Below are 21,798 nucleotides of genomic sequence, written 5' to 3'. Positions count from 1 at the left end.
ACAGTTCACAGCGCCTTCGCGAAGCACCTGCTCGACTCGTACGCCCGGTAGTAGCCGAACTTCTCGCATGGCTCGTAGCCGCTGGACGTGTACAGGGCGATGGCCTCCGGCTGCTTGGTGCCGGTTTCCAGGACCATGCGGACGCGGCCCGCCGAGCGGGCGTCGTCCTCCAGGGCGGTCAGGAGGCGGCGGGCGAGGCCGCGGCCGCGCATCGTGTCCACCACGTACATCCGCTTGAGCTCGGCGTCGCCGTCGACGTAGCCCTCGTCGTTGGTGTCCTGGGTGCGCCAGCCGCCCGTGGCGACGGGGCTGTCGCCCTCGTCGTACGCGATGAAGTACACGCCGTTCGGGGGCTCGAAGTGCGACGGGTCGAGGGGAGTGGCGTCGCCGCCGTCGCCGTAGCGGACGTGGTACTCGGCCTGGACCTGGTCGTTCAGCTTCACCGCGTCCGGGTGGTCGAAGGAGACCCGACGTATATTCATGCTGGTTACCGTACACCTATGCGGATGTCGAGGGTGGGCAGTCCTGCTCTGTCCAGTGTGCCGGTATCGTTCCCGCGTGCTGACTGTGACGACCGCCAATGTGAACGGACTGCGCGCCGCCGCGAAGAAGGGCTTCGTGGAGTGGCTCGCCGGGACCTCCGCCGATGTGCTCTGCCTCCAGGAGGTGCGCGCCGAGCCGCAGCAGCTGCCCGAGCACGTCCGCACGCCCGACGGCTGGCACGTCGTCCACGCGCCCGCCGCCGCCAAGGGCCGCGCCGGCGTCTCCCTCTACACCCGCCGCGAGCCCGACCGCATCCAGGTCGGCTTCGGGTCGACGGAGTTCGACACCAGCGGGCGGTACGTCGAGGCCGACCTGCCCGGTGTCACCGTCGCCTCCCTCTACCTCCCGTCCGGCGAGGTCGGCACCGAGCGCCAGGACGAGAAAGTGCGCTTCATGGGCGAGTTCCTCGCCTACCTGAAGGGGCTGCGCGAGCGGGCCGCCGCCGACGGGCGCGAGGTCGTCGTCTGCGGCGACTGGAACATCGCCCACCAGCCCGCCGACCTCAAGAACTGGCGCGCCAACCAGAAGAACTCCGGCTTCCTGCCGGAGGAGCGGGAGTGGCTGGGCCAGGTCCTCGACGCGGAGAACGGGGGTTACGTCGATGTCGTACGGACCCTGCACCCCGAGGTCGAGGGGCCGTACTCCTGGTGGTCGTACCGGGGGCGGGCCTTCGACAACGATTCTGGATGGCGCATCGACTACCACGTCTCCACGCCGGGTCTCGCGGCCAAGGCGATCAAGGGTCACGTGGAGCGCGCGGCCACGCACGCGGAGCGCTGGTCGGACCACGCGCCGGTCACGGTCGTCTACGACCTCTAGGCCATAGAGGCTCCCTGCGACCTCTAGGTCATAGGGGCTTCCTGCGGCCTCTAGGTCGTACAGGCTCCCTGCGGCCTCTGGGTCGTAGGGGCTTTGGGTCGTATGGCCTTCAGGTCGCCCCGTCCCGCTTGCGGAGCCGTCGGTCCAGGGCCAGTGAAAGCTCCGCCTCCACCACGCTTCGGGCCAGGGGGCGCAGGCGTTGGAGGTCGTCCTCGGTGGCGTGGCGGAGGACGATCTCGGCGAACATCTCCGCCAGGTCGTCCACGTGTTCGCGGACCCGTTTGCCGGCCGCCAGGACCTCGGCGAGGGGGATGCCCTCGCGGACCAGGGCCGAGGAGACGTCCAGGAGGCGGCGGCTGACGTGGACGATCTCGTCGCCGTCGGTGCCCAGGTAGCCGAGGTCCAGGGCGGCCGCCAGGTTCTCCGCGGTGACCTCGCCCTCGAAGCGGGCTGCGAGTTCCTCGGGGGTGAGGCGGACCGGCTCCTCCTCGGTGGGGGCGACGCCCAGGACGTCGGCCATGTCGCGGCCGTGGTCGAGGGCCTCCGCCAGTTCCGCGATGCCGGTGAGGGTGTGGCCGCGTTCCAGGAGTGCCGCGATGGTGCGCAGACGGGCCAGGTGGTGGTCGTCGTACCAGGCGATACGGCCCTCGCGGCGGGGCGGCGGGATCAGTTTGCGTTCGCGGTAGAAGCGCAGGGTGCGGACAGTGATGCCGGCCAGGTCGGCCAGTTCCTCCATGCGGTACTCATGCTTCTCCGTCACGGGCGCAGCCTATGTTGTACCGTCGGTAACTTTCCCTTCCCCCACCCCTACCCATCGGTACGGAGCTGCTCTACAGTCCCATTGCGCCAGTGTTCACTGGCGGAGTCGCACGGGAGAGGCATCGGCATGGCTGAGCGGGAGCATGTGCGGGTGGCGGTGATCGGGTCCGGGTTCGGCGGGCTCGGGGCCGCCGTGCGGCTGCGGCGCGAAGGGGTCACCGACTTCGTCGTGCTGGAACGGGCCGGGAGCGTGGGGGGTACCTGGCGCGACAACAGCTATCCCGGGTGCGCGTGCGATGTGCCGTCCCACCTGTACTCCTTCTCCTTCGCGCCCAACCCCGACTGGCCCCGCACCTTCTCCGGCCAGGAGCACATCCGTGCCTACCTGGAGCACGTGACGGACGTCTTCCGGCTGCGGCCGCACATCCGTTTCGACTCCGAGGTCAAGATGATGACCTGGGACGGCGAGAAGCTGCGGTGGGAGATCGAGACCAGTAGCGGGCGGCTGAGCGCCGACATCGTGGTGTCGGCCACGGGGCCGCTGTCCGACCCGAAGATCCCCGAGATTCCCGGGCTCGAGTCCTTTCCCGGGCAGGTGTTCCACTCCGCGCGCTGGGATCACGACTACGACCTGCGCGGCAAGCGGGTCGCGATGGTCGGGACGGGGGCGTCGGCCATCCAGATCGTGCCGGCCATCCAGCCGGAGGTCGGGCGGCTCACGGTCTTCCAGCGCACGCCCCCCTGGGTCATGCCCCGGGTGGACCGGGCCATCAGCGGTGCGGAGCGGGCGCTGCACCGGGCGCTGCCCTTCACCACGCAGGCCCGGCGCGGGCTGCTGTGGGGGATGCGGGAGTTGCAGGTCCAGGCCTTCACCAAGCATCCCAACGAGCTCGGTTTCATCGAGCAGTTGGCCAAGCGGAACATGGCCCGGGCCATCAAGGACCCGGCCCTGCGGGCCAAGCTCACGCCCGACTACCGCATCGGCTGCAAGCGGATCCTGCTGAGCAGCGCGTACTATCCGGCGCTCGCCAAGCCGAACGTGGACGTCGTGGCGAGTGGCGTGAGCGAGATCCGTGGGTCCACCGTCGTCGCCGCCGACGGGAGCGAGGCCGAGGTCGACGTCATCGTCTTCGGTACGGGGTTCCATGTCACCGACATGCCGATCGCGGACCGGGTGGTGGGGGCCGAGGGGAAGACGCTTGCCGAGGCCTGGAAGGACGGGATGGAGGCGTTGCGCGGTGCCTCCGCGGCCGGGTTCCCGAACTGGATGACCATCATCGGGCCCAACACCGGGCTCGGGAACTCCTCGATGATCCTGATGATCGAGTCGCAGCTCAACTACATGGCCGACTTCGTACGGCAGCTGGACGTCCTCGGGGGCGTGCGGCCCTCGATGCGCGCCCCGGCGCGGTCGCCGGGTGGAACCAGCGCGTGCAGGAGCGCATGAAGCGGACCGTGTGGAACACCGGCGGCTGCACCAGCTGGTACCTCGACGCGAACGGCCGCAACACCACGATCTGGCCCGGGACCACGACGGAGTTCCGGCGGGCCACCCGGCAGGTGGATCTCGCCGAGTACGAGCTGATTCGCGTGCCGGCAGAGGAGGGCGCGCAGGACGCGACGGGCGCCCCCGCCAAGACGAACGCTCCCGCCGAGGCGAACACCCCCGCCAAGACGAGCGATCACGCCAAGACGAACGCCCTCGCCAACCCCCAGGCGGAGGTGGACGCGTGAGCCGGCTGACGCACGTGGCCTCCGGGCCCTACGCCCCGCCCGCCCCCGTCCGTGAGCTCATCGTCGTCTCCGCCGACGGCGCGCGGCTGCACGTCGAGGTGCACGGGCCCGAGGACGCGCCCCCCGTCGTCCTCGCGCACGGGTGGACCTGCTCCACCGCCTTCTGGGCGGCGCAGATCCGGGATCTGGCCGTGGACCACCGGGTCATCGCATACGACCAGAGGGGGCACGGGCGCAGTCCCGCGAGCCCCGCTTGCACCACCCACGCGCTGGCGGACGATCTCGAGGCGGTGCTCGGCGAGACGCTCGCGCCCGGGGAGCGTGCGGTGATCGTCGGGCACTCCATGGGCGGGATGACGGTCATGGCCGCGTCCGCACGCCCCCGGTTCCGCGAGCACGCCGCCGCTGTTCTGCTGTGCAGCACCGGGAGTTCACGGCTGGTCGCGGAGGCGCGCGTCGTGCCGTTGCGCGCTGGGGGCGTGCGCACCTGGCTGACGGCGCGCGTGCTGGGCTCGCGCGCCCCGCTCGGACCCGTCACGCCGGTCGCGCGACGGATTCTCAAGTACGCCACCATGGGCGCCGGTTCCGCCCCGCACATGGTGGAGGCGTGCGCGCGGATCGTGCACGCCTGTCCGCGCGCCGTGCGCCACGCCTGGTCGGAGGTGCTCGCGGGGCTCGACCTGGACCACGGCGTACGGGAGTTGAAGGTGCCGACGGCCGTGATCGCGGGTAGCGCGGACCGGCTCACACCCCCCGTGCACGCACGGGCGCTGGCCGCCGCGCTGCCGAACTGCGTGGGTAGCACCGAGTTGCCGGGCCTCGGCCACATGACGCCCGTCGAGGCGCCCGAGCTGGTCAGCACCAGCATCCGGGAACTCGTGACGACGTACGCGACGGCCAAATCGGTCGAGCCGGCGGAGTCCGCCGAGTCGGTCAAGACGCTCAAGGAGGGCGCATGAGCAAGGTCAGCCTCGAAGGACAGGTCGCCGTCGTCACGGGTGCCGCGCGCGGCGTCGGCGAGCTGCTCGCCCGCAAGCTGTCGGCGCGCGGCGCCAAGGTCGCGCTGGTCGGGCTGGAGCCGGACGCCCTCAAGGAGGTCTCCGAGCGGCTGCACAGCGAGAGCGACCACTGGTACGCCGACGTGACCGACCACGAGGCGATGGCCCGGGTGGCGTCGGAGGTCAAGGAGCGGTTCGGGAAGGTCGACATCGTCGTCGCCAACGCGGGCGTCGCGACCGGCGGACCCTTCGTCGACTCCGACCCCGAGGCCTGGCGGCGGGTGATCGAGGTCAACCTGATCGGGTCGGCCGTGACCGCCCGCGCCTTCCTGCCGGTGCTGATGGAGAGCCGCGGCTATCTGCTGCAGATCGCCTCGCTCGCCGCGATGACGCCGGCGCCGATGATGACCGCGTACTGCGCCTCCAAGTCCGGGGTGGAGGCGTACGCGCACAGCCTGCGCGCCGAGGTCGGCCACAAGGGCGTGCGCGTCGGCGTCGGATACCTGTCCTGGACCGACACCGACATGGTGCGCGGGGCCGATCAGGACGAGGTCATGCGGGAGCTCAGGCAGCGGCTGCCGTGGCCGGCCAACAAGACGTATCCGCTGGGTCCCGCGGTGGACCGGATCGTGGCCGGGATCGAGCGGCGGTCGAGCCATGTGTACGGGCAGTGGTGGCTGCGTGGGATGCAGGGTGTGCGCGGGTATCTGCCGGGGGTCATCGGGACCGTCGGACAGCGGGAGATGAAGCGGTTCGGAACACGGTTGGAGGGCATGCGGTCGGGGCTCGTCGGTGCAGGTGGGGCGGCGGACGAGGAGGCTCGCGCTACTCGCCGTAACTGATCGAAATGCGCGGTCTGTCCGGGCGTGTGAATCTGGTCGAGGTCCCGCCCCAGGGGCCATCCCCTCACCCTTACGGGAGTGAACCCACATGGGTATGAAGGACCAGTTCCAGGACAAGTCGGAGCAGTGGCAGGAGCAGGCCAAGCAGAAGGCCCAGCAGGCGCGGGAGCCGGGCCAGGAGCGTGGCCGGCAGAGCCAGCAGCCCGGCCGCCCGGGCCAGGAGCGTGGCCGACAGGGCCAGGAGCGCATGCGTGACGAGGAGACGGAGCGCCTGCAGCGCGAGGAGCAGGACCGTCTCGACCAGGACTACGACGTCTGACGTCGACGTCCTGCGGTGACTGGAAAGGTGCCCCGCTGAGGGGCACCTTTTCTCATGTGCTCCGGGGTCGAGGAGCGCCCTTCCTCATGTGCTCCGCGGCGGCAGTTTCGGGCGGGAGCGGTCCGGTACGTCGCTGTAGTCCGGCGGTGTCGCAGGGGGGTTGGTGTCCAGCAGGTCCAGCGCCAGCTTGATCGCGTCGTCCAACTGCGCATGCCTCCCCTCCGCCCAGTCCAGCGGCGTGCGGAGGATTTCCAGGTCCGGGGTCACTCCTCTGTTCTCCACGCCCCAGCCGTACGCGTCGAACCAGGCCGCGTTCATCGGGACCGTGATCACCGTGCCGTCGCCCAGTTGGTGGCGGCCGGTCATGCCGACCACTCCGCCCCAGGTGCGCTGGCCGATCACCGGGCCCAGTCCCAGGAGTTTGAAGGCCGCCGTGATCATGTCGCCGTCCGAGGACGTCGCCTCGTCGGCGAGGGCGACCACCGGGCCGCGCGGGGCGTTGGAGGCATACGAAACCGGCTGGGCGTTGCGGGTGAGGTCCCAGCCCAGGATCGTCCGGGTCAGCTTCTCCACCACCAACTCGCTGATGTTGCCGCCCGCGTTGCCGCGCACGTCCACGATCAGCGCGGGCCGCGAGACCTCCAGCCGCAGGTCCCGGTTGAACTGGGCCCAGCCCGAGCCGCCCATGTCGGGGATGTGCAGATAGCCGCACCGGCCGCCGCTCAACTCCCGTACCACCGCCCGGCGTTTGGCCACCCAGTCCTGGTAGCGCAGCGGGCGTTCGTCGAGCAGCGGGACCACGGCGACGCGGCGGGAGCGGCCCGCCTCGCCCTCCGCCGGGGTGAAGGTCAGTTCCACTGTCGTGCCGCCCGCGCCGGCCAACAGCGGGTACGGCCCGGTCAGCGGATCCACCGGACGGCCGTCGATATGCGTCAGTACCGCGCCCTCCCGGATGCCCGTACCGGCCAGCGGTGAGCGGGCCTTGGAGTCGGAGGAGTCGCCGGGCAGGATCCGTTTCACCACCCAGCCCTCGTCCCTGTGCACGAAGTTGGCGCCCAGGAGGCCCTGCCAACGTTGGTAGTGCGGCGGGCCCTCGTTGCGCCGGGCGGCCGTCACATAGGCATGCGACGTGCCGAGCTCGCCCAGCACCTCCCGCAGCAGGTCCGCGAACTCGTCCGGCGACGCCACCCGTTCCACCAGCGGGCGGTACTGGCCGAGGACACCCTGCCAGTCGATGCCGCACATCCCCGGGTCCCAGAAGTACGCCGGGATCAGCCGGCCCGCCTCCTCGTACGACTGGCGCCACTCGGCGGCCGGGTCGACCTCGTGCAGGATGCGGCGCAGGTCGATCCACACCGTCGTATCGCCGTCTCCCGATTCGGACGACGGGACGGCCCGCAGGTCGCCCTCGTCGACCACGACCAGGCGGCTGCCGTCGCCGCTGACCGCGAACCAGTCGAGGTGGTCGACGAGTTCGGACTTCTTCGCCTTGCTGATGTTGAAGTGCTCGAGGGTCGGGCGGCCGCTGGTGTCGGCCGGGTTGGCGAAGGTCTCGCCCAGCGCGCCCGAGATCGGCCAGCGCAGCCAGACCAGTCCGCCGCCCGCGACCGGGTACAGCGCCGAGTACTTGGAGGCCGGGACCGGGAAGGGGGTCACCCGGCTCTCCAGGCCCTCGACCTCGACGGTCACCGTGCCGTCGCCCTCGTCCTCGTCGACGGGGTCGAGGCCCCCGGCCGCCGGTCGGCCCTCGGGGGTGAGCGCGAAGGGGGAGGGCGTGGCCGAGGACAGGGGGACCAGGTACGGGCGGCAGCCGAGCGGGAAGGACAGGTCGCCGGTGTGGACGTCGTACACCGGGTCGAAGCCGCGCCAGGAGAGGAAGGCGAGGTAGCGGCCGTCGCGCGTGAAGACCGGGTTCTCGTCCTCGAAGCGGCCGTTGGTGACGTCGACGATCAGGCGGTCGCCGCCTCCCTTCCCGGAGATCCGCGCCATCTTGATCTGCCTGAGCGAGCGGCCGATGCCCGGATGCGACCACGTCAGCCATGCCCCGTCCGGTGAGAACGACAGGTCCCGTACCGGGCCGTTCGTCGAGTGGATCAGCTCGGTGACTTCACCATTCGAATCCTCGGTCGCGTCGATCAGCAGCAGCCGGCCGTCGTGTGCCGCGATGGCGAGGCGTTCGCCCTGCGGATCGGAGACCAGCTCAAGGACCCTGCCCAGTTCGCCGGAGGCCAGCCGGCGGGGCTCGCGGTCGCCGGTCGCGCGGGGCAGGTAGGCGATCTCGACCGCGTCCTCGCCCTCCGCGTCCGTCACGTACGCGACCTGGCCGACCGAGCCCAGCATCTCCGGGAGCCGGACCCGTACACCCGGTGTGTCGGTGATCGTGCGGGCCGGGCCGTCGCGGTGGGTCAGCCAGTACAGGCTGCCGCGCACGACGACGGCGCTCGCGCGGCCCGTCTCGTCCACCGAGATGCCGTCCACGTGCTGGGCGGCCGGCACCTGGTAGGGACGGCGTCCCGCGCGCGGCCCGCTCAACCGGATGTCCAGCTTCCGCGGCTCGGTGGCGAGGTCGTCGACGATCCACAGATCGCCCGCGCACTGGTACACCACCCGGGTGCCGTCGCTGGCGGCGTGCCGGGCGTAGAAGGCGTCGTGGTCGGTGTGGCGGCGCAGGTCGGAGCCGTCGTACGCGCACGAGTAGAGGTTGCCGACGCCCTCGTGGTCGGAGAGGAAGGCGATCCGGCCGCCGACGAACATGGGGGAGTGGAGGTGGCCGTCCAGATCGCCCAGCAGCCGCTCGCCGTGCAGCCAGAGGCGGCCCGTCGCGCCGCCCCGGTAGCGCTTCCAGGCGGCCGGTTCGTGGGGCGGGGTCCCGGTCAGGAGCAGGGTGCGGCGCTCGCCCTCGATCTCCGCCACCTGGATGTCCGAGACCGGGCCCCAGGGGAGTTTGCGGCCGGGGGCGCCGTCGGGGGAGACCTTGTAGGCCCAGGTGAAGTACGAGAAGGGCTCGCCGTGCGAGGCGACGGCGAGGATCGTGCCCTGGGGCGTCCAGCCGCAGACCTGGGTGTCCGGTGAACCCCAGAAACTGAGCTGTCTGCCGGGGCCGCCCTCCACCGGCACCACATGGATCTCCGGGACCAGACTCCGCCAGCTCGTGTACGCGATCGTCGTACCGTCGGGCGAGAAGCGGGGGTGGCCGGTCTTCGTGCGGTCCACCGTCAGGCGCCAGGCGCGGCCCGGGCCGTCGAGGGGGGCCAGCCAGAGGTCGTCCTCGGCCACGAAGCACAACAGTTCACCGCTGAGATGGGGCAGGCGCAGATAGCTCACCTCCCCATGCTTTTCCGGGGGATGGACCGGAGCAACTTGTGAAAATTCCCCCGACCTGAGCTGCGGCGCGGCCGAGCCGTGACCGGCGCGTGACCGAGGACACGTACGAAACGGTTTCGTTTCTCATGGCTCTGCGCTACATTCATCACGTACGAAGACGAAACCGTGTCGTACGGAGCGGGAAAGGGTGAGTGTCATGACTGAGGTCGCAACGGCGCGTCGCAGTCGGATCACGCCCGAGCGTGAGGCCGAGTTGTACGGGGCCGTGCTCGACCTGCTCCGTGAGGTCGGCTACGACGCCCTCACCATGGACGCCGTCGCCGCCCGCACCAAGTCCAGCAAGGCCACGCTCTACCGCCAGTGGGGCGGCAAGGCCGAGCTCGTCGCGAAGGCGGTCCGGAGCAACAAGCCGGGCGGCATGGGTTTCGCCGACATCGACACCGGGTCGCTGAGAGGCGACCTGCACGCCCTCACGCTCCGCTCGGACGACTGCGAGATGGAGCAGAACTCCGCGCTGATGCGGGGTCTGGCCATGGCGGTGCACAGCAACCCGGAGCTCCTGAAGGCGTTCAAGGAGTTCCTGGTCGAGCCGGAGATGGCGGAGTTCCGCCGGGTGCTCCAGCGGGCGGTCGACCGGGGCGAGGTCCGTGCGGACAACCCGGCGATCCCCTACATGATGCACATGATGCTCGGCGCGTTCGCCGCCCGCACGATGATCGACGAACTGCCGCCGACGCAGGCCTTCCTCACTTCGTACATCGACGCCGTCGTGCTCCCCGCCTTCGGCATCGAGTAGCTCTCCCCACTTCCCCGCAGTACCTCTCCACCTGACGTCACCGCTCAAGTCGTCGGGACGGTCGTTCCTGCCTCCCCGCGGGTCGGCCACCCCTTCCCTGCACGATCAACGACCTGACCGGGAGTACGCCTTCGTGGCCACGTTCCTCTATAAACTCGGCCGGTTCGCCTTCAGGCGACGGCATTTCGTCGCCCTGTTCTGGGTGGCGCTGCTGACCCTCGCGGGTGTCGCCGCGGCCGGCGCGCCCGCCGCCGGCTCCACCTCCTTCTCGATCCCCGGCACCGAGGCCCAGAAGGCCTTCGACCTCCTCGACCAGCGCTTCCCCGGCTCCAGCTCCGACGGGGCCACCGCCCGGGTCGTCTTCAAGGCGCCGGCCGGCGAGAAGATGACCGACGCCGACAACAAGGCGACCGTCGAGAAGACGGTGAAGGAGCTGGCCGACGGCTCCGAGGTCACCTCCGTGGCCGACCCCTTCAAGTCGAACGCCGTCAGCAAGGACGGCACGGTCGCCTACGCCTCGGTGCGCTACGAGGTCTCCGGCATGGAGCTCAAGGACGCCTCGCGGGACGCCCTGGAGGCGGCCGGGCACGATGCGCAGAAGGCCGGGCTGACCGTCGAGATCGGCGGTGACGCGCTTCAGGCCGGCGCCGAACCGGGCGCGGCCGGCGAGGTCGTCGGCCTCGCGATCGCCGCCGTCGTCCTCGTCATCACCCTGGGCTCACTGGTCGCGGCCGGACTCCCGCTGCTGACCGCGATCATCGGCGTCGGCATCGGCGTCGCCACCATCACCGCCCTCGCGAACGCTCTCGACCTCGGTGATACGACGTCCACCCTGGCGTTGATGATCGGCCTCGCGGTCGGCATCGACTACGCGCTGTTCGTCGTGTCCCGCTATCGAAGCGAGCTGGCCGAGGGTCGCGACCGCGAGGAGGCGGTCGGTCGCGCGGCCGGCACGGCGGGCTCGGCGGTGGTCTTCGCCGGCCTGACGGTCGTGATCGCGCTGGCGGGCCTGTCCGTGGTCGGCGTCCCGATGCTGACGAAGATGGGGCTGGCAGCGGCGGGCACGGTGCTGGTGGCCGTCCTCATCGCGCTGACCATGATTCCGGCGATGCTCGGATACGCGGGCCGACGGGTGAAGGCGGCGGGGGAGAAGAAGCGTGGGAAGGGTGCCGGTTCCGCTTCCGCGGAGGGTGCCGCTTCCGGGTCTGTGAAGGGTGCCGCTTCCGGTGAGGGTGCCGTCGCCAAGCCGGGGCTCGGTGCCCGCTGGGCGAGCTTCGTGATCCGGCGTCCCGCCGCCGTGCTGCTGCTCGGCGTGGTCGGCCTCGGCGCCATCGCCGTACCGGCCACGCAGCTGGAGCTGGGCCTGCCGGACGACGGCTCGCAGCCGACGTCCACCACCCAGCGCCGCGCCTACGACCTCCTCTCCGAGGGCTTCGGCCCGGGCTTCAACGGCCCCCTGATGATCGTGGTCGACGCCAAGAACAGCGACGACCCGAAGGCCGCGGCCGCCCAGGTCGGCGACGACATCAAGGGCCTCAAGGACGTCGCCACGGTCACCCCGGCGATGTTCAACAAGGCAGGCGACACCGCGACGATCACGGTGATCCCGTCCTCCAAGCCGTCCTCCGTACGCACCGAGGACCTGGTGCACGCGATCCGCGACAAGGGCGTCGAGGTCAAGGCCGACACGGACGCGAAGGTCCTGGTCACCGGCACGACCGCGATGAACATCGACTTCTCTCAGAAGCTGAACGACGCGCTGATCCCGTACCTGGGCCTGGTGGTGGGCCTGGCCTTCCTCCTCCTCATAGCGGTCTTCCGCTCCATCCTGGTCCCGCTGAAGGCGGCCCTCGGCTTCCTGCTCAGCGTGCTCGCCGCGCTCGGCGCCGTGGTCGCGGTCTTCCAGTGGGGCTGGCTCGGCGGCCTGCTGGGCGTGGAGCAGACCGGCCCGATCATGTCGATGATGCCGATCTTCATGGTGGGCGTGGTCTTCGGCCTCGCGATGGACTACGAGGTGTTCCTCGTGACGCGCATGCGTGAGGCATACGTCCACGGAGAGACCCCCGGCCAGGCGATCGTGACCGGCTTCCGGCACAGCGCCCGGGTCGTGGCCGCCGCCGCGATCATCATGATGGCCGTCTTCGGCGGCTTCATCTCCTCCAGCGAGTCCATGATCAAGATGATCGGCTTCGGCCTCGCGATCGCGGTCTTCTTCGACGCGTTCGTCGTCCGCATGGCGATCGTCCCGGCGGTGCTGGCGCTGCTCGGCAAGAAGGCCTGGTGGCTGCCGAAGTGGCTGGACCGGGCGCTGCCGAACGTGGACGTCGAGGGCGAGGGCCTGAAGCACATGACGGACGGCTCGAAGGACTCGGATTCGGACTCGGGCTCGGACGAGGACCGGGAGCTGGTACGGGCCTGACCCTTCCGATCGCTGGGCGGCCTTCCGAACCGCGGCACGTGTGGTGCGCCGGCATGGTGTAGTCCGCTACACCATGGGTTCGGGAGGCCGCTCCCTCGTTGCGGCGGGCGCCGGACGGGATCGTTGAGGACAGATCGAAGAGATCAGAAATCACCGAATCCCCCCTGGTCAGGAAGGCCGTCCCATGTCCCGCGCCCGTGCCGCCCGCGCCCCCCGCTCGCCGTTCGCCGCCGTCAAGAAGTTCGTCGCCGACGTGCTTCTCTGGAGCTTCTTCGCCGTGGGTCTCGGTATGAGCGCCGGCGGCGCCGGTGCCTTCCTCGACGGTACGGCCAAGACGGCGGCCACCATCGGTGGTGGCGTCGTCGCGCTCATCGCCGGTTCGCGGATCACGAAGAAGCCGAAGATCAAGGCGTTCCTGGGCCGCCCGGGCACCCTGTGGTTCCTGTTCCTCTTCAACGGCGGTACCGCCGCGGCCCTGTACTTCACCATGGACGGCGCGAAGGGCATCATCGGCGCGGCCTGCATGGGGCTGGTGTCCCTCGGCGCCCTGGGCGGCCTGATCGCCGGCCGCCGCGCCCGCCGCGAGGCGGCCCAGGCGGCGGCCGAGGCTCCGTACTCGGAGACGCCCTGGGCCTGAGCGAGGACGATCGCCCGGCAAGGGCGATGGTCAGTGGCAGCGTCTAGCTTGAACTCATGACCGCACTTCCGGAATGACCCAGGACCGCCCTGCTGGTGATCGACGTCCAGCAGGGCGTCGTGGCGTCCGCGCACGAACGGGACGCCGTCACTGAACTGGCCCGGCGGGACTCGGAACCCGTCGTCCACAAGAACTACGGCGACTCCTTCGAGTCGACGGACCTGGAGACGGTCCTCGCCGCGGCCGGGGTCGGCCACCTTGTCCGCTCCCTCCCGAGATCAAGCCGTCGATGACGGACTACTTGAGGTCGATCATTCGGACCGGCTGCCCGGTGGTGCGGGCGATGGTTTCGAAGTCGCGGTCGTAGTGCAGCAGTGTGAGTCCCGCTTCTTCCGCGGCTGCGGCCACGAGGAGGTCGACGGCTCCGGCACTGCGGTGCTCGCCCTTGGCGGTGAGCTCACGCTGGACGACCCGGGCACGCCGGTAGATGCCGTCGGGCATGGCGCACCAGGTGAACTGGTTCAGCCGTTCCTGGATGGCCCCATGGTCTTTCGCCGAACGTGCGGAGTAGAGGACCTCCAGTTCGGTGAGGTCGCACAGGGCGATCAGACCGGCGCCCACCCGCTGCTCCCACTCGTCGGTCGCCTGACGCAGCAGAACGCGAGCCAGAGCCGACGTGTCGACGAGGTAGTCGGCAACGCTCACCTGGCGGGACCACCCCGGTAGTTGCGCTTGTCCAGGAGGATTTCGACGTCGAGGGCGCCGTCATCCGCGAGATCCTGCAGCTCATGCAGGGCGCGCAGGCGACGGTTGCGGGCGACGACCTCACGCAGGGCGGTGTTGATGGTGTCCCGCTTCGTGGAAGTGCCCAGCTCCTTCGCCGCGGCTTCCAGGGCATCGTCGTCAAGATCGATGACGGTTCTACTCATGGGCCCTACCTCCATATACACCGGATCGTGTATCAATATACATGATCAAATGTATCTCGCAGCTCCGATGCTCCTGACCCAGCCCGGCCGCGTCCAGTCGGTGAGTGGCGCTTCACACCTTGACCTCCGCCCACACCGTCTTCCGCGGATACGGCCCCGTCGCCGCGCCCCATCGATGTGCGAGGGCGTCCACCAGGAGCAGACCTCGGCCCGACTCGGCGTCCGGGGCGGCGGGTGTGGGGCGGGGGAGGCGGTCGCCTCTCGTGTCCGTCACCTCGATACGGAGCGTGTCGCCGATGACGTAGAGGGTCAGGCGGAAGTCCCGGCCCGGTACGCGGCCGTGCGTCGCCGCGTTCGCCGCCAGCTCGGCGACGATCTGCTCCGCCGGATGCAACGGGAGTTCCCAGGTGCGGAGTTGGTCGCCGGCGAGGAGGCGGGCGAGGCGGGCGCCGAGGGGGGTGGGGGAGAGGAGGGTGGTGAAGTTGCGGATGACGGTTTCTTGATTCATGTCACTCAGCGTGGCCGGTTCTGCCTACGGTGGGTGCTCACGGGGCGTGGGCGTTCGGTGACTGTCTGGCGTTTGTCTTGGCTTGTCTCGGCTGTCCGCAGTGCCGCTCGGGTACGGGGCGCGTTGGAGGTGGACATGAACGAAGGTGTGGATGAGGCCGGTTGGGATGTGGAACCGGGGGACGAGATCGAGCCGATCGTGCAGGCCGTCGGGCACCTGTTGAAGGTGTGTCGCGAGGGGGCGGGCATGGGTACGGCCGACTTCGCCGAAGTCATGGGCTACGGCGAGGACATGATCCGCAAGATGGAGCGCGGGCAGCGGATTCCCAGGCCGGAGTTCCTGGACAGGGCGGACACACTACTGAAGGCGCAGGGCCATCTGCGGACCTTCATGGAGGACATGCGGAAGGCCCGGTACCCGAAGAAGGTGCGGGAGTTGGCCGACATGGAGGCGCGTGCGGTCGAGCTGCTGATGTACGGCAACCACAACATCCACGGCTTGTTGCAGACGCCGGAGTACGCGAGGGCGCTGTTCGAGATGGTGCTGCCCACGTACTCGGAGGACGAGGTGGAGCGAGGGATCACCGCTCGCATGGCACGCAAGGCGATCTTCGACCGGGAGTCTCCGCCGATGCTCATGTTCATCCAGGAGCAGGTGACATTGGAACGCCCCTACGGTGGGAAAGCCGTGCAGCGGCGACAGCTCCAATACCTGCTGGAAGTAGCGCAGTTGCGGAACGTCTCGCTTCAAGTCATGCCGACTGACCGCGAGGAGCACGGCGGGGTGCTCGGGCTGATCCAGTTGCTGAAGTTCGAGGACGGCACGGCGATCGGCCGCTCCGACGGTGCGTTCAACGGCCGCCCGGTCTCAAACCCCAGGGATCTTCGTATCCTTGAAATGCGGTATGGCATGATCCGGGCGCAGGCTCTCACGCCGAGGGAGTCACTGGCCTTCATTGAGCAACTGCTGGGGAGACTATGAGCGCCACCGAACTCCACTGGTTCAAGAGCAGCTACAGCGACAGCGGCGACATCAACGACTGCGTCGAGGTGGCCGCCACCCCCGCCACCATTCACATCCGCGACTCCAAGACCCCCGAAACACCTCACCTCAAGGTCACCCCCACCACCTGGACCGCCTTCGTCACCGCCGTCCCCACACCCTGACGCTGCGCAGCTTCTCGCACGTCTCCTCATGCTCCCGCTCCGGGCGCGACTGGCGTACCACCCCCGCCCCCGCCTGGAGCCAGCACTCGCCTTCACGCTCGTACACCGTGCGCAGCACCAGCGCCGCGTCCAGTGCGCCCGAGGCGTCGCACGTAATAACCGCCCCCGAATACAGGCCCCTTGGGCGGCCTTCCAACCCGTGGATCAGAGGGTAGGCCGGAGCCTTCGGGATGCCCGTCGCCGTCACCGACGGGAACATCGCCGCGAAGGCGTGCCAGGGGCCGAGGCCTGGGCGTAGGCGGCCGGTGACCCGGGATGCCAGGTGCTGGACCGTGCCTCGTTCCTCGACCGTCATGTATTCGCTGACGTACGTGTCGTCGCAGACCGTCGACATCTCGTCCAGCGCGAGCCGTACCGACACCGCGTGTTCGTGGATCTCCTTCGGGTCGCTCAACAGATCCGCGCGGAGGAGCGCGTCCTCCGTCGGCGAGCCCGTGCGCGCCCGCGTGCCGGCCAGCGGATGGGTCCGAACATGACCGTCGGCCGACACCTCCACCACCGTCTCCGGGCTGAAGCCCGCCGCCCGGATGCCGCCCAGGTTCAGGAGGAACGAGCGCGCCGGGGTGTTGGCCCGGCGGCCCAGTGCGTACGTCGTGATCAGGTCGACCGGCATGGGGACGGGCACCCGGCGAGACAGGATGACCTTCTCCAATGGGCCGGGGCCGTTCAACTCCACCAGCGCGGCCGACACGGCGGCACGGTAGTTGCCCGTGTCGGAGAGAGGGAGGTCGATCGGGGGCAGTACCTCGGCCTCCGTCTCCGCCGCCGGGGCGTCGATCAGGGCGACGATGGCCTCCAGCCCGGCCGGGTCGACCGAGCGGACCAGCACGTCGTCGCCGTACACACGGATCTCGTCGGCCGGGACGATCAGGTGGAGGAGGTCGCCGTCGGTTTCGGGGGCCAGGCCCGCCAGTGCGGGGCCGAGTTCGAAGGCGGCCCAGCCGTAGGCTCGCCAGCCGGCGACCGGCATCGTCGCGAAGCGTTCCTCGATCTCGGCCAGGTCGTGGGCGTCGGGGCCGAGGCGGACGGAGGCGAGCGCGCCGCCCGCGAGGGACCAGGCGCCGTCGCGCTCGTAGACGACGTAGGGATCGAAGAGGCCGCTGCAGACGAGCCGCATGATGAGGGTGAGCGGGTCCTCGGTGCGGGGGAGGCGGGTCTCGCGGTAGCGCAGGTGGGTGGTGGTCATCGGGTCACCGCTCTCCGCTCGGGCGCCGACCCGTCACGCTGATCAGCGGGAGCGAGTTCACCGTGAACTCCGGGTCCGCCAGCAGGGCGTGGTAGCGGGCGAGTTCGTCCTCCGTGACGCCCTCCTCGCGGAGCCCCTCAGCCACCTGGCGGGCGTTCGCGTGGTGCAGGCCCACGCCTGTGCCGCCGCCCGTCCACGACTCGGCGTAGGTCGTCGCCGCGAGGTCCGTCAGGCCGGCGTCGGCCATCGCGGCGAAGACCTTGCGGCCCCACAGGCAGTCCGCGCCCCGCTTCTCCAACTGGGCGAGCAAGGCCGCCTGGACGCGCTCGTAGAGGGCGGCCGAACCCCCATCGGGCGCGGCCAGTACCGGCTGCCACGTGCAGTCGAACTCCTCCAGGACCAGCGCGCCGCCCGGGCGGAGTGCCGCGACCAGGCGGTCGAGGACGGCCAGGCGCTCGGGGATGTGGAGGAGGACCAGGCGTGCGTGGACGAGGTCGTAGCCGTCCGTGGGGAGGGGCTCGCTCACGATGTCGTGGCGCAGGACGCGGACGTGGGGCGGGCGGTGGCGGATGGTCCAGCGGGGGTCCAGGTCGGTGATCGTGACCTCGCCCCCAGGGCCCACCTGCTCGCCGAGCCAGTCGCCCAACGAGCCGCCGCCTCCGCCGACTTCGAGGCATCTCCAGCCGGGTGCGAGGCCGGTCCGGGCCAATTGGCGGCGGGAGAAGGGGTCGTAGCACGCTTCGAGGGAGTGGAAGCGGTTCTCGGTCTGGACGCCGGTGTTGTCGAAGAGGTAGCGCGTCATGTCACACATTGTCACGGCGCGTAACAGCGCAATCACAGGTAGCGAGGGATGCACGGGTAACTCGGTCGCCTGCCTCGTACACGTACCGCTAGCGTGCCGTTCATGACGCCTTCGGAATCAGGAGCCCACCCCCTCTTCGCCGCCGCCCTGGAGGAGCTGGGCCTCGGCGGCCTGCACTCCCAGGTGCGCCGGTTCCCGGACGCGACGCGCACCGCGGCCGAGGCGGCCGCAGCGATCGGGTGCGAGCTGAGCGAGATCTGCAAGTCGCTGATCTTCGCGGCGGACGGGGTGCCGGTGCTGGTGCTGATGGACGGGGCGTCCCGGGTGGACGTGGAGCTGGTGCGGGAGGCGCTCGGCGTCGCGAAGGTCACGCGGGCCAAGGCCGACGTCGTACGGGAGACGACCGGGTACGCCATCGGGGGCGTGCCGCCCTTCGGGCACCGGACGAAGGCCCGGGTGCTCGCGGACCGTTCGCTGCTGGAGCACGACGTGGTGTGGGCCGCGGCCGGCAATCCGCACGCCGTGTTCCCGATGGAGCCCAAGGAACTCGTGGCGCACGCCGGCGCCACCCTCGTGGACGTGCGCGAGCGCACCTCGTGACCCCGCTGGTCGCCTCGGCGGTCCTGCTCGCCGCCGTCACCCACGCCGGCTGGAACGCGATCGCCCACCAGATCACCGACAAGCTGGTCGGGTTCACGCTGATCGCGGGCGGCGGGATGCTGATCGGGGTCGCCATGATGCCGTTCGTCGCGGTGCCGGCGGCCGGGGCATGGCCGTATCTCCTCGTCTCCGCGCTCATCCACATCGCCTACTTCGCGCTGCTCATGCGGTCGTTCCGGCTCGGGGACTTCGGGCAGGCGTACCCGATCGCGCGCGGTACCGCGCCCCTCGTCGTGACCCTCTTCGCCGCCCTCTTCGCGCACGAGGTCCCCAACGGGTGGGCGGCCGCCGGCGTCGCGCTGTCCTGCGCGGGCCTGACCGGCGTCGCCCTGTGGGGCCTGCGCGGCAGCCGCCCCAACTGGCCGGCGATCGTCGCGGCCCTCGCGACCGGCCTGACCATCGCCGGGTACACGGTCGTGGACGGGCTCGGGGTGCGGGCCTCCGGGTCCTCCCTCGGGTACATCGCCTGGCTGATGGCGATGGAGGGGCTCGCGATCCCGGCGTACGCGCTGTGGCGCTGGCGCGGTGAATCGGCGGCGATGCTACGGCCATTCGCATCCGTGGGCCTGCTCGGCGCCGCGCTCTCCTTCACGGCGTACGCGCTGGTGCTCTGGGCCCAGACCAAGGCCGAGCTCGCGCCGATCTCGGCGCTGCGCGAGTCGTCGATCATCGTCGGGGCGGCGATCGGGGCGCTGTTCTTCAAGGAGCGCTTCGGGGCGCCGCGGATCGCGGCGGCGATGCTGCTGGTGTGCGGGATCGGGCTGATGCTGCGGGCGGGTTAGCGGCTGCCACCGTTTGCTTTGGTCGGAGTTGCCGCGACTTTTCCCGTCCCGCCTTGACATGGCCTGAAGTTGGCGGTCCTTTGGCCGACTTGCCGTTGCCTTGACGAACCGTTCGGCGCGTGTTCAGTCAATCGCCTGTGTGCGGGTTGTGTGCTGTCCATAAGGTCCCTGCGGGTTGCGGAAGAAGGGACTCATGGGACTCATGGACACACTCCACGCGGTCCGGGCCCGCGGGATCACCAAGTGCTTCGGTGAGGTCGTCGCACTCGACGGCGTCGACCTGGACGTGGCACGGGGGCGGATCCACGGCCTGGTCGGACCGAACGGCGCCGGCAAGACGACCCTGCTGGGGCTGCTGCTGGGGCTCGCGGTCGCGGACGGCGGCCGTCTGGAGATCCTCGGCAGGCCTGTCGAGCGGGCCCTCGCCGTCCCCGACGGCGTCGCCGGATTCGTGGACGCGCCCGGTCTCTACCCCTCCCTCACCGCCCGGCAGAACCTCGCCGCACTCGCCGAACTCCGCGGCCTGGACGCGAAGTCGGCGGGCGTCGACGACGCGCTCGCCCAGGTCGGGCTCACCGACGTCGCCGACGACAGGACCCGCGGCTTCTCCCTCGGCATGCGCCAGCGGCTCGGCCTCGCCGCCGCCCTGCTCACCAAGCCCCGTCTGCTCGTGCTCGACGAGCCCTCCAACGGCCTCGACCCGGCCGGCAAGAGACACGTCCACCGCGTCCTGACCCGGCTCGCCGCGGACGGCACGGGAGTCGTCCTTTCCAGCCACCGCATGGACGACCTGGAGGCGCTCTGCGCCGAGGTCACCATTCTGGCCACCGGCCGGGTGGTCTTCTCCGGCCCGCCGGGCAAACTCGCCGCCGAGAACCGTGAACTCGACTACCGGTTGCGTACGTCCGACCCGTCCGCCGCACGCCGCCTGGCCGAGGAGACGGCAGGGATACGGCTCCTCGACGACATCGGCGCGGCGGGTCAGGACGACCGGCTCGTCGTCGTACGAGGACTGGTACCCGCTCTCGACGAGCTGGTGGCCGGACTCGTTCGATCGGGCGTCGCGGTACGGGAGTTGGCGCCCGTGGTGTCACCGCTCGAAGCCGCCTTCCTGGCCCTGACCGAGCAGCAGGAGGCGGACAGGTGACCGCGACCGTCGTAGAAGATGACGTCGAAGACAGCGTTGTCGTCAGCCACCGCGTCTCCGTCTCCCGCGGCTACCGCTTCGAGCTCGTCAAGCTCGTCTCCCAGTGGCGGATACGGCTCCTCGTGCTGGCCTGCTGGATCGCCCCCGCCCTCTTCGTCGCGGGCGTCAGCCGGCAGAGCACCCTCCCCTCCGACACCCTCTTCGGGCGCTGGATGCACGCCACCGGGTTGGCCGGGCCGCTGGTGATGCTCGGGTTCGCCGGCACCTGGGCGCTGCCGCTGCTCACCTCCGTCGTCGCCGGTGACGTCTTCGCCTGCGAGGACCGGCTCGGTACCTGGCGGCACCTGCTCGTCGCCGTCCGCTCGCCCCGCCGTATCTTCGTGGCGAAGTCCCTCGCGGGGCTCACCGTCATCCTGGCGCTGGTCGCCGGACTCGCCGTGTCCAGCACGGTCGGCGGGCTCCTGGCCGTCGGCAACCAACCCCTCGTCGGCCTCGACGGCCATCTCCTCACCCCCGGCGACACCGCCGTACGCGTGCTGCTCGCCTGGTTCGCGGCCCTCGCCCCGACCCTCGCGCTCGCCGCGATCGGCCTGCTCGGCTCGGTCGCGCTGGGCCGGTCGCCGATGGGTCTCCTCCTCCCCGCGCTCGTCGCGCTCGCGATGCAGGTCGCCCAGATGCTGCCGCTGCCCGTCGCCGTACGCCTCGCGCTGCCCGGTTACGCCTTCATCTCCTGGAACGGCCTGTTCACCAGCCCCCGGCAGCTCGGCCCGCTGCTGATCGGCGTCGCGGTGAGCCTGGTCTGGGCGGTGCTCGCGACCGCGCTGGCCCATCTGCTGTTCCTGCGGCGGGACTTCACCAACCCGGCCTACGACGGTGCCGGGCGCCGCGCGCTCGCCGTAGGACTGCTGCCGCTGGCCGCCCTGACCGCCGTGACCGTGGGAGTCGTGGCGGTATCGACGCCCTCCATGGGCTCCGGGATCGAGCAGGACAAGGTCCAGCGGTCCCTTGCCACGGCCTTCGGTCATCTCTACCGGCTGCAGACCGAGCAGCTGCACCGACCCGCTGTCACCGAGGCGCAGTTGCGGGCCTCGGCCGCGTGCACCAAGAGCGACGGCCAGGACGCCCAGGAGGGCGCGGGCAACGACTGGCGGTGTGTCGTGACCTGGCACCTGCCGGGCGTCGCGGTCGCGGGGACGGCGATCTACCAGCTCGACATCGGATCGGACGGGCGGTTCGTCGCCGACGGCGACGGGCCGAAGGAAGTCAACGGCTACTTCCTGGTGCGTACTTCGACGGGAGACGCGCCCAACCCGTTGTGGCAGTTCGACGGCAACGTCGAGCTGCTCGACACCACCTCGAAGGGATAGG

At 70.4% G+C, this 21,798-nt stretch carries 21 protein-coding genes and 2 pseudogenes; 15 read left to right on the top strand and 8 right to left on the bottom strand.

The window, feature by feature from the left end:
• Nucleotides 1–5: 5 nt before the first annotated feature.
• Nucleotides 6–482, bottom strand: coding sequence for a GNAT family N-acetyltransferase (locus ACQEWB_RS20630; protein WP_432833061.1), 477 nt, complete (start codon nucleotides 480–482; stop codon nucleotides 6–8).
• 76 nt (nucleotides 483–558) lie between these two features.
• On the opposite strand from ACQEWB_RS20630, the gene ACQEWB_RS20625 reads away from it, so the two are divergent.
• On the top strand, nucleotides 559–1,362 hold the full coding sequence (locus tag ACQEWB_RS20625; RefSeq protein WP_432833059.1) for an exodeoxyribonuclease III: 804 nt from the start codon (nucleotides 559–561) through the stop codon (nucleotides 1,360–1,362).
• A 109-nt stretch (nucleotides 1,363–1,471) separates the two neighbouring features.
• On the opposite strand, the gene ACQEWB_RS20620 is transcribed toward ACQEWB_RS20625, so the two are convergent.
• Entirely contained in the window at nucleotides 1,472–2,098 is a 627-nt protein-coding gene (locus tag ACQEWB_RS20620; protein WP_432843915.1) for a MerR family transcriptional regulator, read from the bottom strand.
• Nucleotides 2,099–2,248: 150 nt separating this feature from the next.
• Here ACQEWB_RS20620 and ACQEWB_RS20615 point away from each other — a divergent pair.
• The 4 genes and pseudogenes from ACQEWB_RS20615 (at nucleotide 2,249) to ACQEWB_RS20600 (ending at nucleotide 6,014) form a co-directional block, all read left to right on the top strand.
• Nucleotides 2,249–3,855, top strand: a pseudogene (locus ACQEWB_RS20615) (flavin-containing monooxygenase).
• A complete protein-coding gene (locus ACQEWB_RS20610; RefSeq protein WP_432833057.1) occupies nucleotides 3,852–4,814 on the top strand; it encodes an alpha/beta fold hydrolase in 963 nt (320 codons plus the stop codon). The pseudogene ACQEWB_RS20615 and the gene ACQEWB_RS20610 overlap by 4 nt, the downstream one beginning before the upstream one ends.
• A complete protein-coding gene (locus ACQEWB_RS20605; protein WP_432833055.1) occupies nucleotides 4,811–5,695 on the top strand; it encodes an SDR family oxidoreductase in 885 nt (294 codons plus the stop codon). Before ACQEWB_RS20610 ends, ACQEWB_RS20605 begins: the two co-directional genes overlap by 4 nt.
• 88 nt (nucleotides 5,696–5,783) lie before the next feature.
• The gene (locus ACQEWB_RS20600) at nucleotides 5,784–6,014 is read left to right on the top strand and encodes a hypothetical protein (RefSeq protein WP_432833053.1); all 231 of its coding nucleotides are present in this window, start codon (nucleotides 5,784–5,786) and stop codon (nucleotides 6,012–6,014) included.
• An 84-nt stretch (nucleotides 6,015–6,098) separates the two neighbouring features.
• Here ACQEWB_RS20600 and ACQEWB_RS20595 read toward each other — a convergent pair whose 3' ends face one another.
• Nucleotides 6,099–9,338, bottom strand: a complete 3,240-nt coding sequence (locus ACQEWB_RS20595; RefSeq protein ID WP_432833051.1) for a S41 family peptidase — start codon at nucleotides 9,336–9,338, stop codon at nucleotides 6,099–6,101.
• 196 nt (nucleotides 9,339–9,534) lie between these two features.
• Here ACQEWB_RS20595 and ACQEWB_RS20590 point away from each other — a divergent pair, with 196 nt between their 5' ends.
• The 4 genes and pseudogenes from ACQEWB_RS20590 to ACQEWB_RS20575 form a co-directional block, all read left to right on the top strand.
• Complete coding sequence (locus tag ACQEWB_RS20590; RefSeq protein WP_432833049.1) at nucleotides 9,535–10,134, top strand: TetR/AcrR family transcriptional regulator; 600 nt, start codon at nucleotides 9,535–9,537, stop codon at nucleotides 10,132–10,134.
• 133 nt (nucleotides 10,135–10,267) lie between these two features.
• Complete coding sequence (locus tag ACQEWB_RS20585) at nucleotides 10,268–12,553, top strand: MMPL family transporter (protein WP_432833047.1); 2,286 nt, start codon at nucleotides 10,268–10,270, stop codon at nucleotides 12,551–12,553.
• Nucleotides 12,554–12,737: 184 nt separating this feature from the next.
• Complete coding sequence (locus tag ACQEWB_RS20580) at nucleotides 12,738–13,190, top strand: hypothetical protein (RefSeq protein WP_432833043.1); 453 nt, start codon at nucleotides 12,738–12,740, stop codon at nucleotides 13,188–13,190.
• An 89-nt stretch (nucleotides 13,191–13,279) separates the two neighbouring features.
• Nucleotides 13,280–13,453: pseudogene (locus ACQEWB_RS20575) on the top strand (cysteine hydrolase); the annotation flags it as partial.
• Nucleotides 13,454–13,487: 34 nt separating this feature from the next.
• Here ACQEWB_RS20575 and ACQEWB_RS20570 read toward each other — a convergent pair.
• The 3 genes from ACQEWB_RS20570 to ACQEWB_RS20560 all read right to left on the bottom strand — a co-directional run bounded on the left by ACQEWB_RS20570 (nucleotide 13,488) and on the right by ACQEWB_RS20560 (nucleotide 14,627).
• Nucleotides 13,488–13,895 (bottom strand): PIN domain nuclease, encoded by a 408-nt coding sequence (locus ACQEWB_RS20570; RefSeq protein WP_432833041.1) that lies wholly within the window; start codon nucleotides 13,893–13,895, stop codon nucleotides 13,488–13,490.
• Nucleotides 13,892–14,119, bottom strand: a complete 228-nt coding sequence (locus ACQEWB_RS20565) for a type II toxin-antitoxin system VapB family antitoxin (RefSeq protein ID WP_432833039.1) — start codon at nucleotides 14,117–14,119, stop codon at nucleotides 13,892–13,894. Before ACQEWB_RS20565 ends, ACQEWB_RS20570 begins: the two co-directional genes overlap by 4 nt.
• Before the next feature lie 112 nt (nucleotides 14,120–14,231).
• Nucleotides 14,232–14,627, bottom strand: a complete 396-nt coding sequence (locus tag ACQEWB_RS20560) for an ATP-binding protein (protein ID WP_432833037.1) — start codon at nucleotides 14,625–14,627, stop codon at nucleotides 14,232–14,234.
• A gap of 135 nt (nucleotides 14,628–14,762) precedes the next feature.
• On the opposite strand from ACQEWB_RS20560, the gene ACQEWB_RS20555 reads away from it, so the two are divergent.
• Together ACQEWB_RS20555 and ACQEWB_RS20550 are read left to right on the top strand one after the other, a co-directional pair.
• Complete coding sequence (locus ACQEWB_RS20555) at nucleotides 14,763–15,608, top strand: helix-turn-helix domain-containing protein (RefSeq protein ID WP_432833035.1); 846 nt, start codon at nucleotides 14,763–14,765, stop codon at nucleotides 15,606–15,608.
• Complete coding sequence (locus ACQEWB_RS20550; protein WP_432833033.1) at nucleotides 15,605–15,793, top strand: DUF397 domain-containing protein; 189 nt, start codon at nucleotides 15,605–15,607, stop codon at nucleotides 15,791–15,793. Before ACQEWB_RS20555 ends, ACQEWB_RS20550 begins: the two co-directional genes overlap by 4 nt.
• Here the strand turns inward: ACQEWB_RS20550 and ACQEWB_RS20545 are convergent.
• Both ACQEWB_RS20545 and ACQEWB_RS20540 read right to left on the bottom strand, forming a co-directional pair.
• Nucleotides 15,771–17,039 (bottom strand): salicylate synthase, encoded by a 1,269-nt coding sequence (locus tag ACQEWB_RS20545; protein ID WP_432833031.1) that lies wholly within the window; start codon nucleotides 17,037–17,039, stop codon nucleotides 15,771–15,773. The genes ACQEWB_RS20550 and ACQEWB_RS20545 overlap by 23 nt on opposite strands.
• 4 nt (nucleotides 17,040–17,043) lie before the next feature.
• On the bottom strand, nucleotides 17,044–17,841 hold the full coding sequence (locus tag ACQEWB_RS20540) for a class I SAM-dependent methyltransferase (RefSeq protein ID WP_432833029.1): 798 nt from the start codon (nucleotides 17,839–17,841) through the stop codon (nucleotides 17,044–17,046).
• 102 nt (nucleotides 17,842–17,943) lie between these two features.
• Between ACQEWB_RS20540 and ACQEWB_RS20535 the strand changes: the two genes are divergently transcribed.
• The 4 genes from ACQEWB_RS20535 to ACQEWB_RS20520 all read left to right on the top strand — a co-directional run bounded on the left by ACQEWB_RS20535 (nucleotide 17,944) and on the right by ACQEWB_RS20520 (nucleotide 21,797).
• A complete protein-coding gene (locus ACQEWB_RS20535; protein WP_432833027.1) occupies nucleotides 17,944–18,441 on the top strand; it encodes a YbaK/EbsC family protein in 498 nt (165 codons plus the stop codon).
• Entirely contained in the window at nucleotides 18,438–19,283 is an 846-nt protein-coding gene (locus tag ACQEWB_RS20530) for an EamA family transporter (protein WP_432833025.1), read from the top strand. The genes ACQEWB_RS20535 and ACQEWB_RS20530 overlap by 4 nt, the downstream gene beginning before the upstream one ends.
• A gap of 202 nt (nucleotides 19,284–19,485) precedes the next feature.
• The gene (locus tag ACQEWB_RS20525) at nucleotides 19,486–20,430 is read left to right on the top strand and encodes an ABC transporter ATP-binding protein (RefSeq protein WP_432843913.1); all 945 of its coding nucleotides are present in this window, start codon (nucleotides 19,486–19,488) and stop codon (nucleotides 20,428–20,430) included.
• On the top strand, nucleotides 20,427–21,797 hold the full coding sequence (locus ACQEWB_RS20520) for an ABC transporter permease (protein ID WP_432833023.1): 1,371 nt from the start codon (nucleotides 20,427–20,429) through the stop codon (nucleotides 21,795–21,797). Before ACQEWB_RS20525 ends, ACQEWB_RS20520 begins: the two co-directional genes overlap by 4 nt.
• The last annotated feature ends 1 nt before the right edge of the window (nucleotide 21,798 follow it).

It is taken from the genome of Streptomyces sp. CA-249302 (assembly GCF_050936785.1).
Lineage (GTDB): Bacteria > Actinomycetota > Actinomycetes > Streptomycetales > Streptomycetaceae > Streptomyces.
Note: the sequence above shows the minus strand (reverse complement) of the source record. Positions and strands in the feature narration are given on the sequence as shown.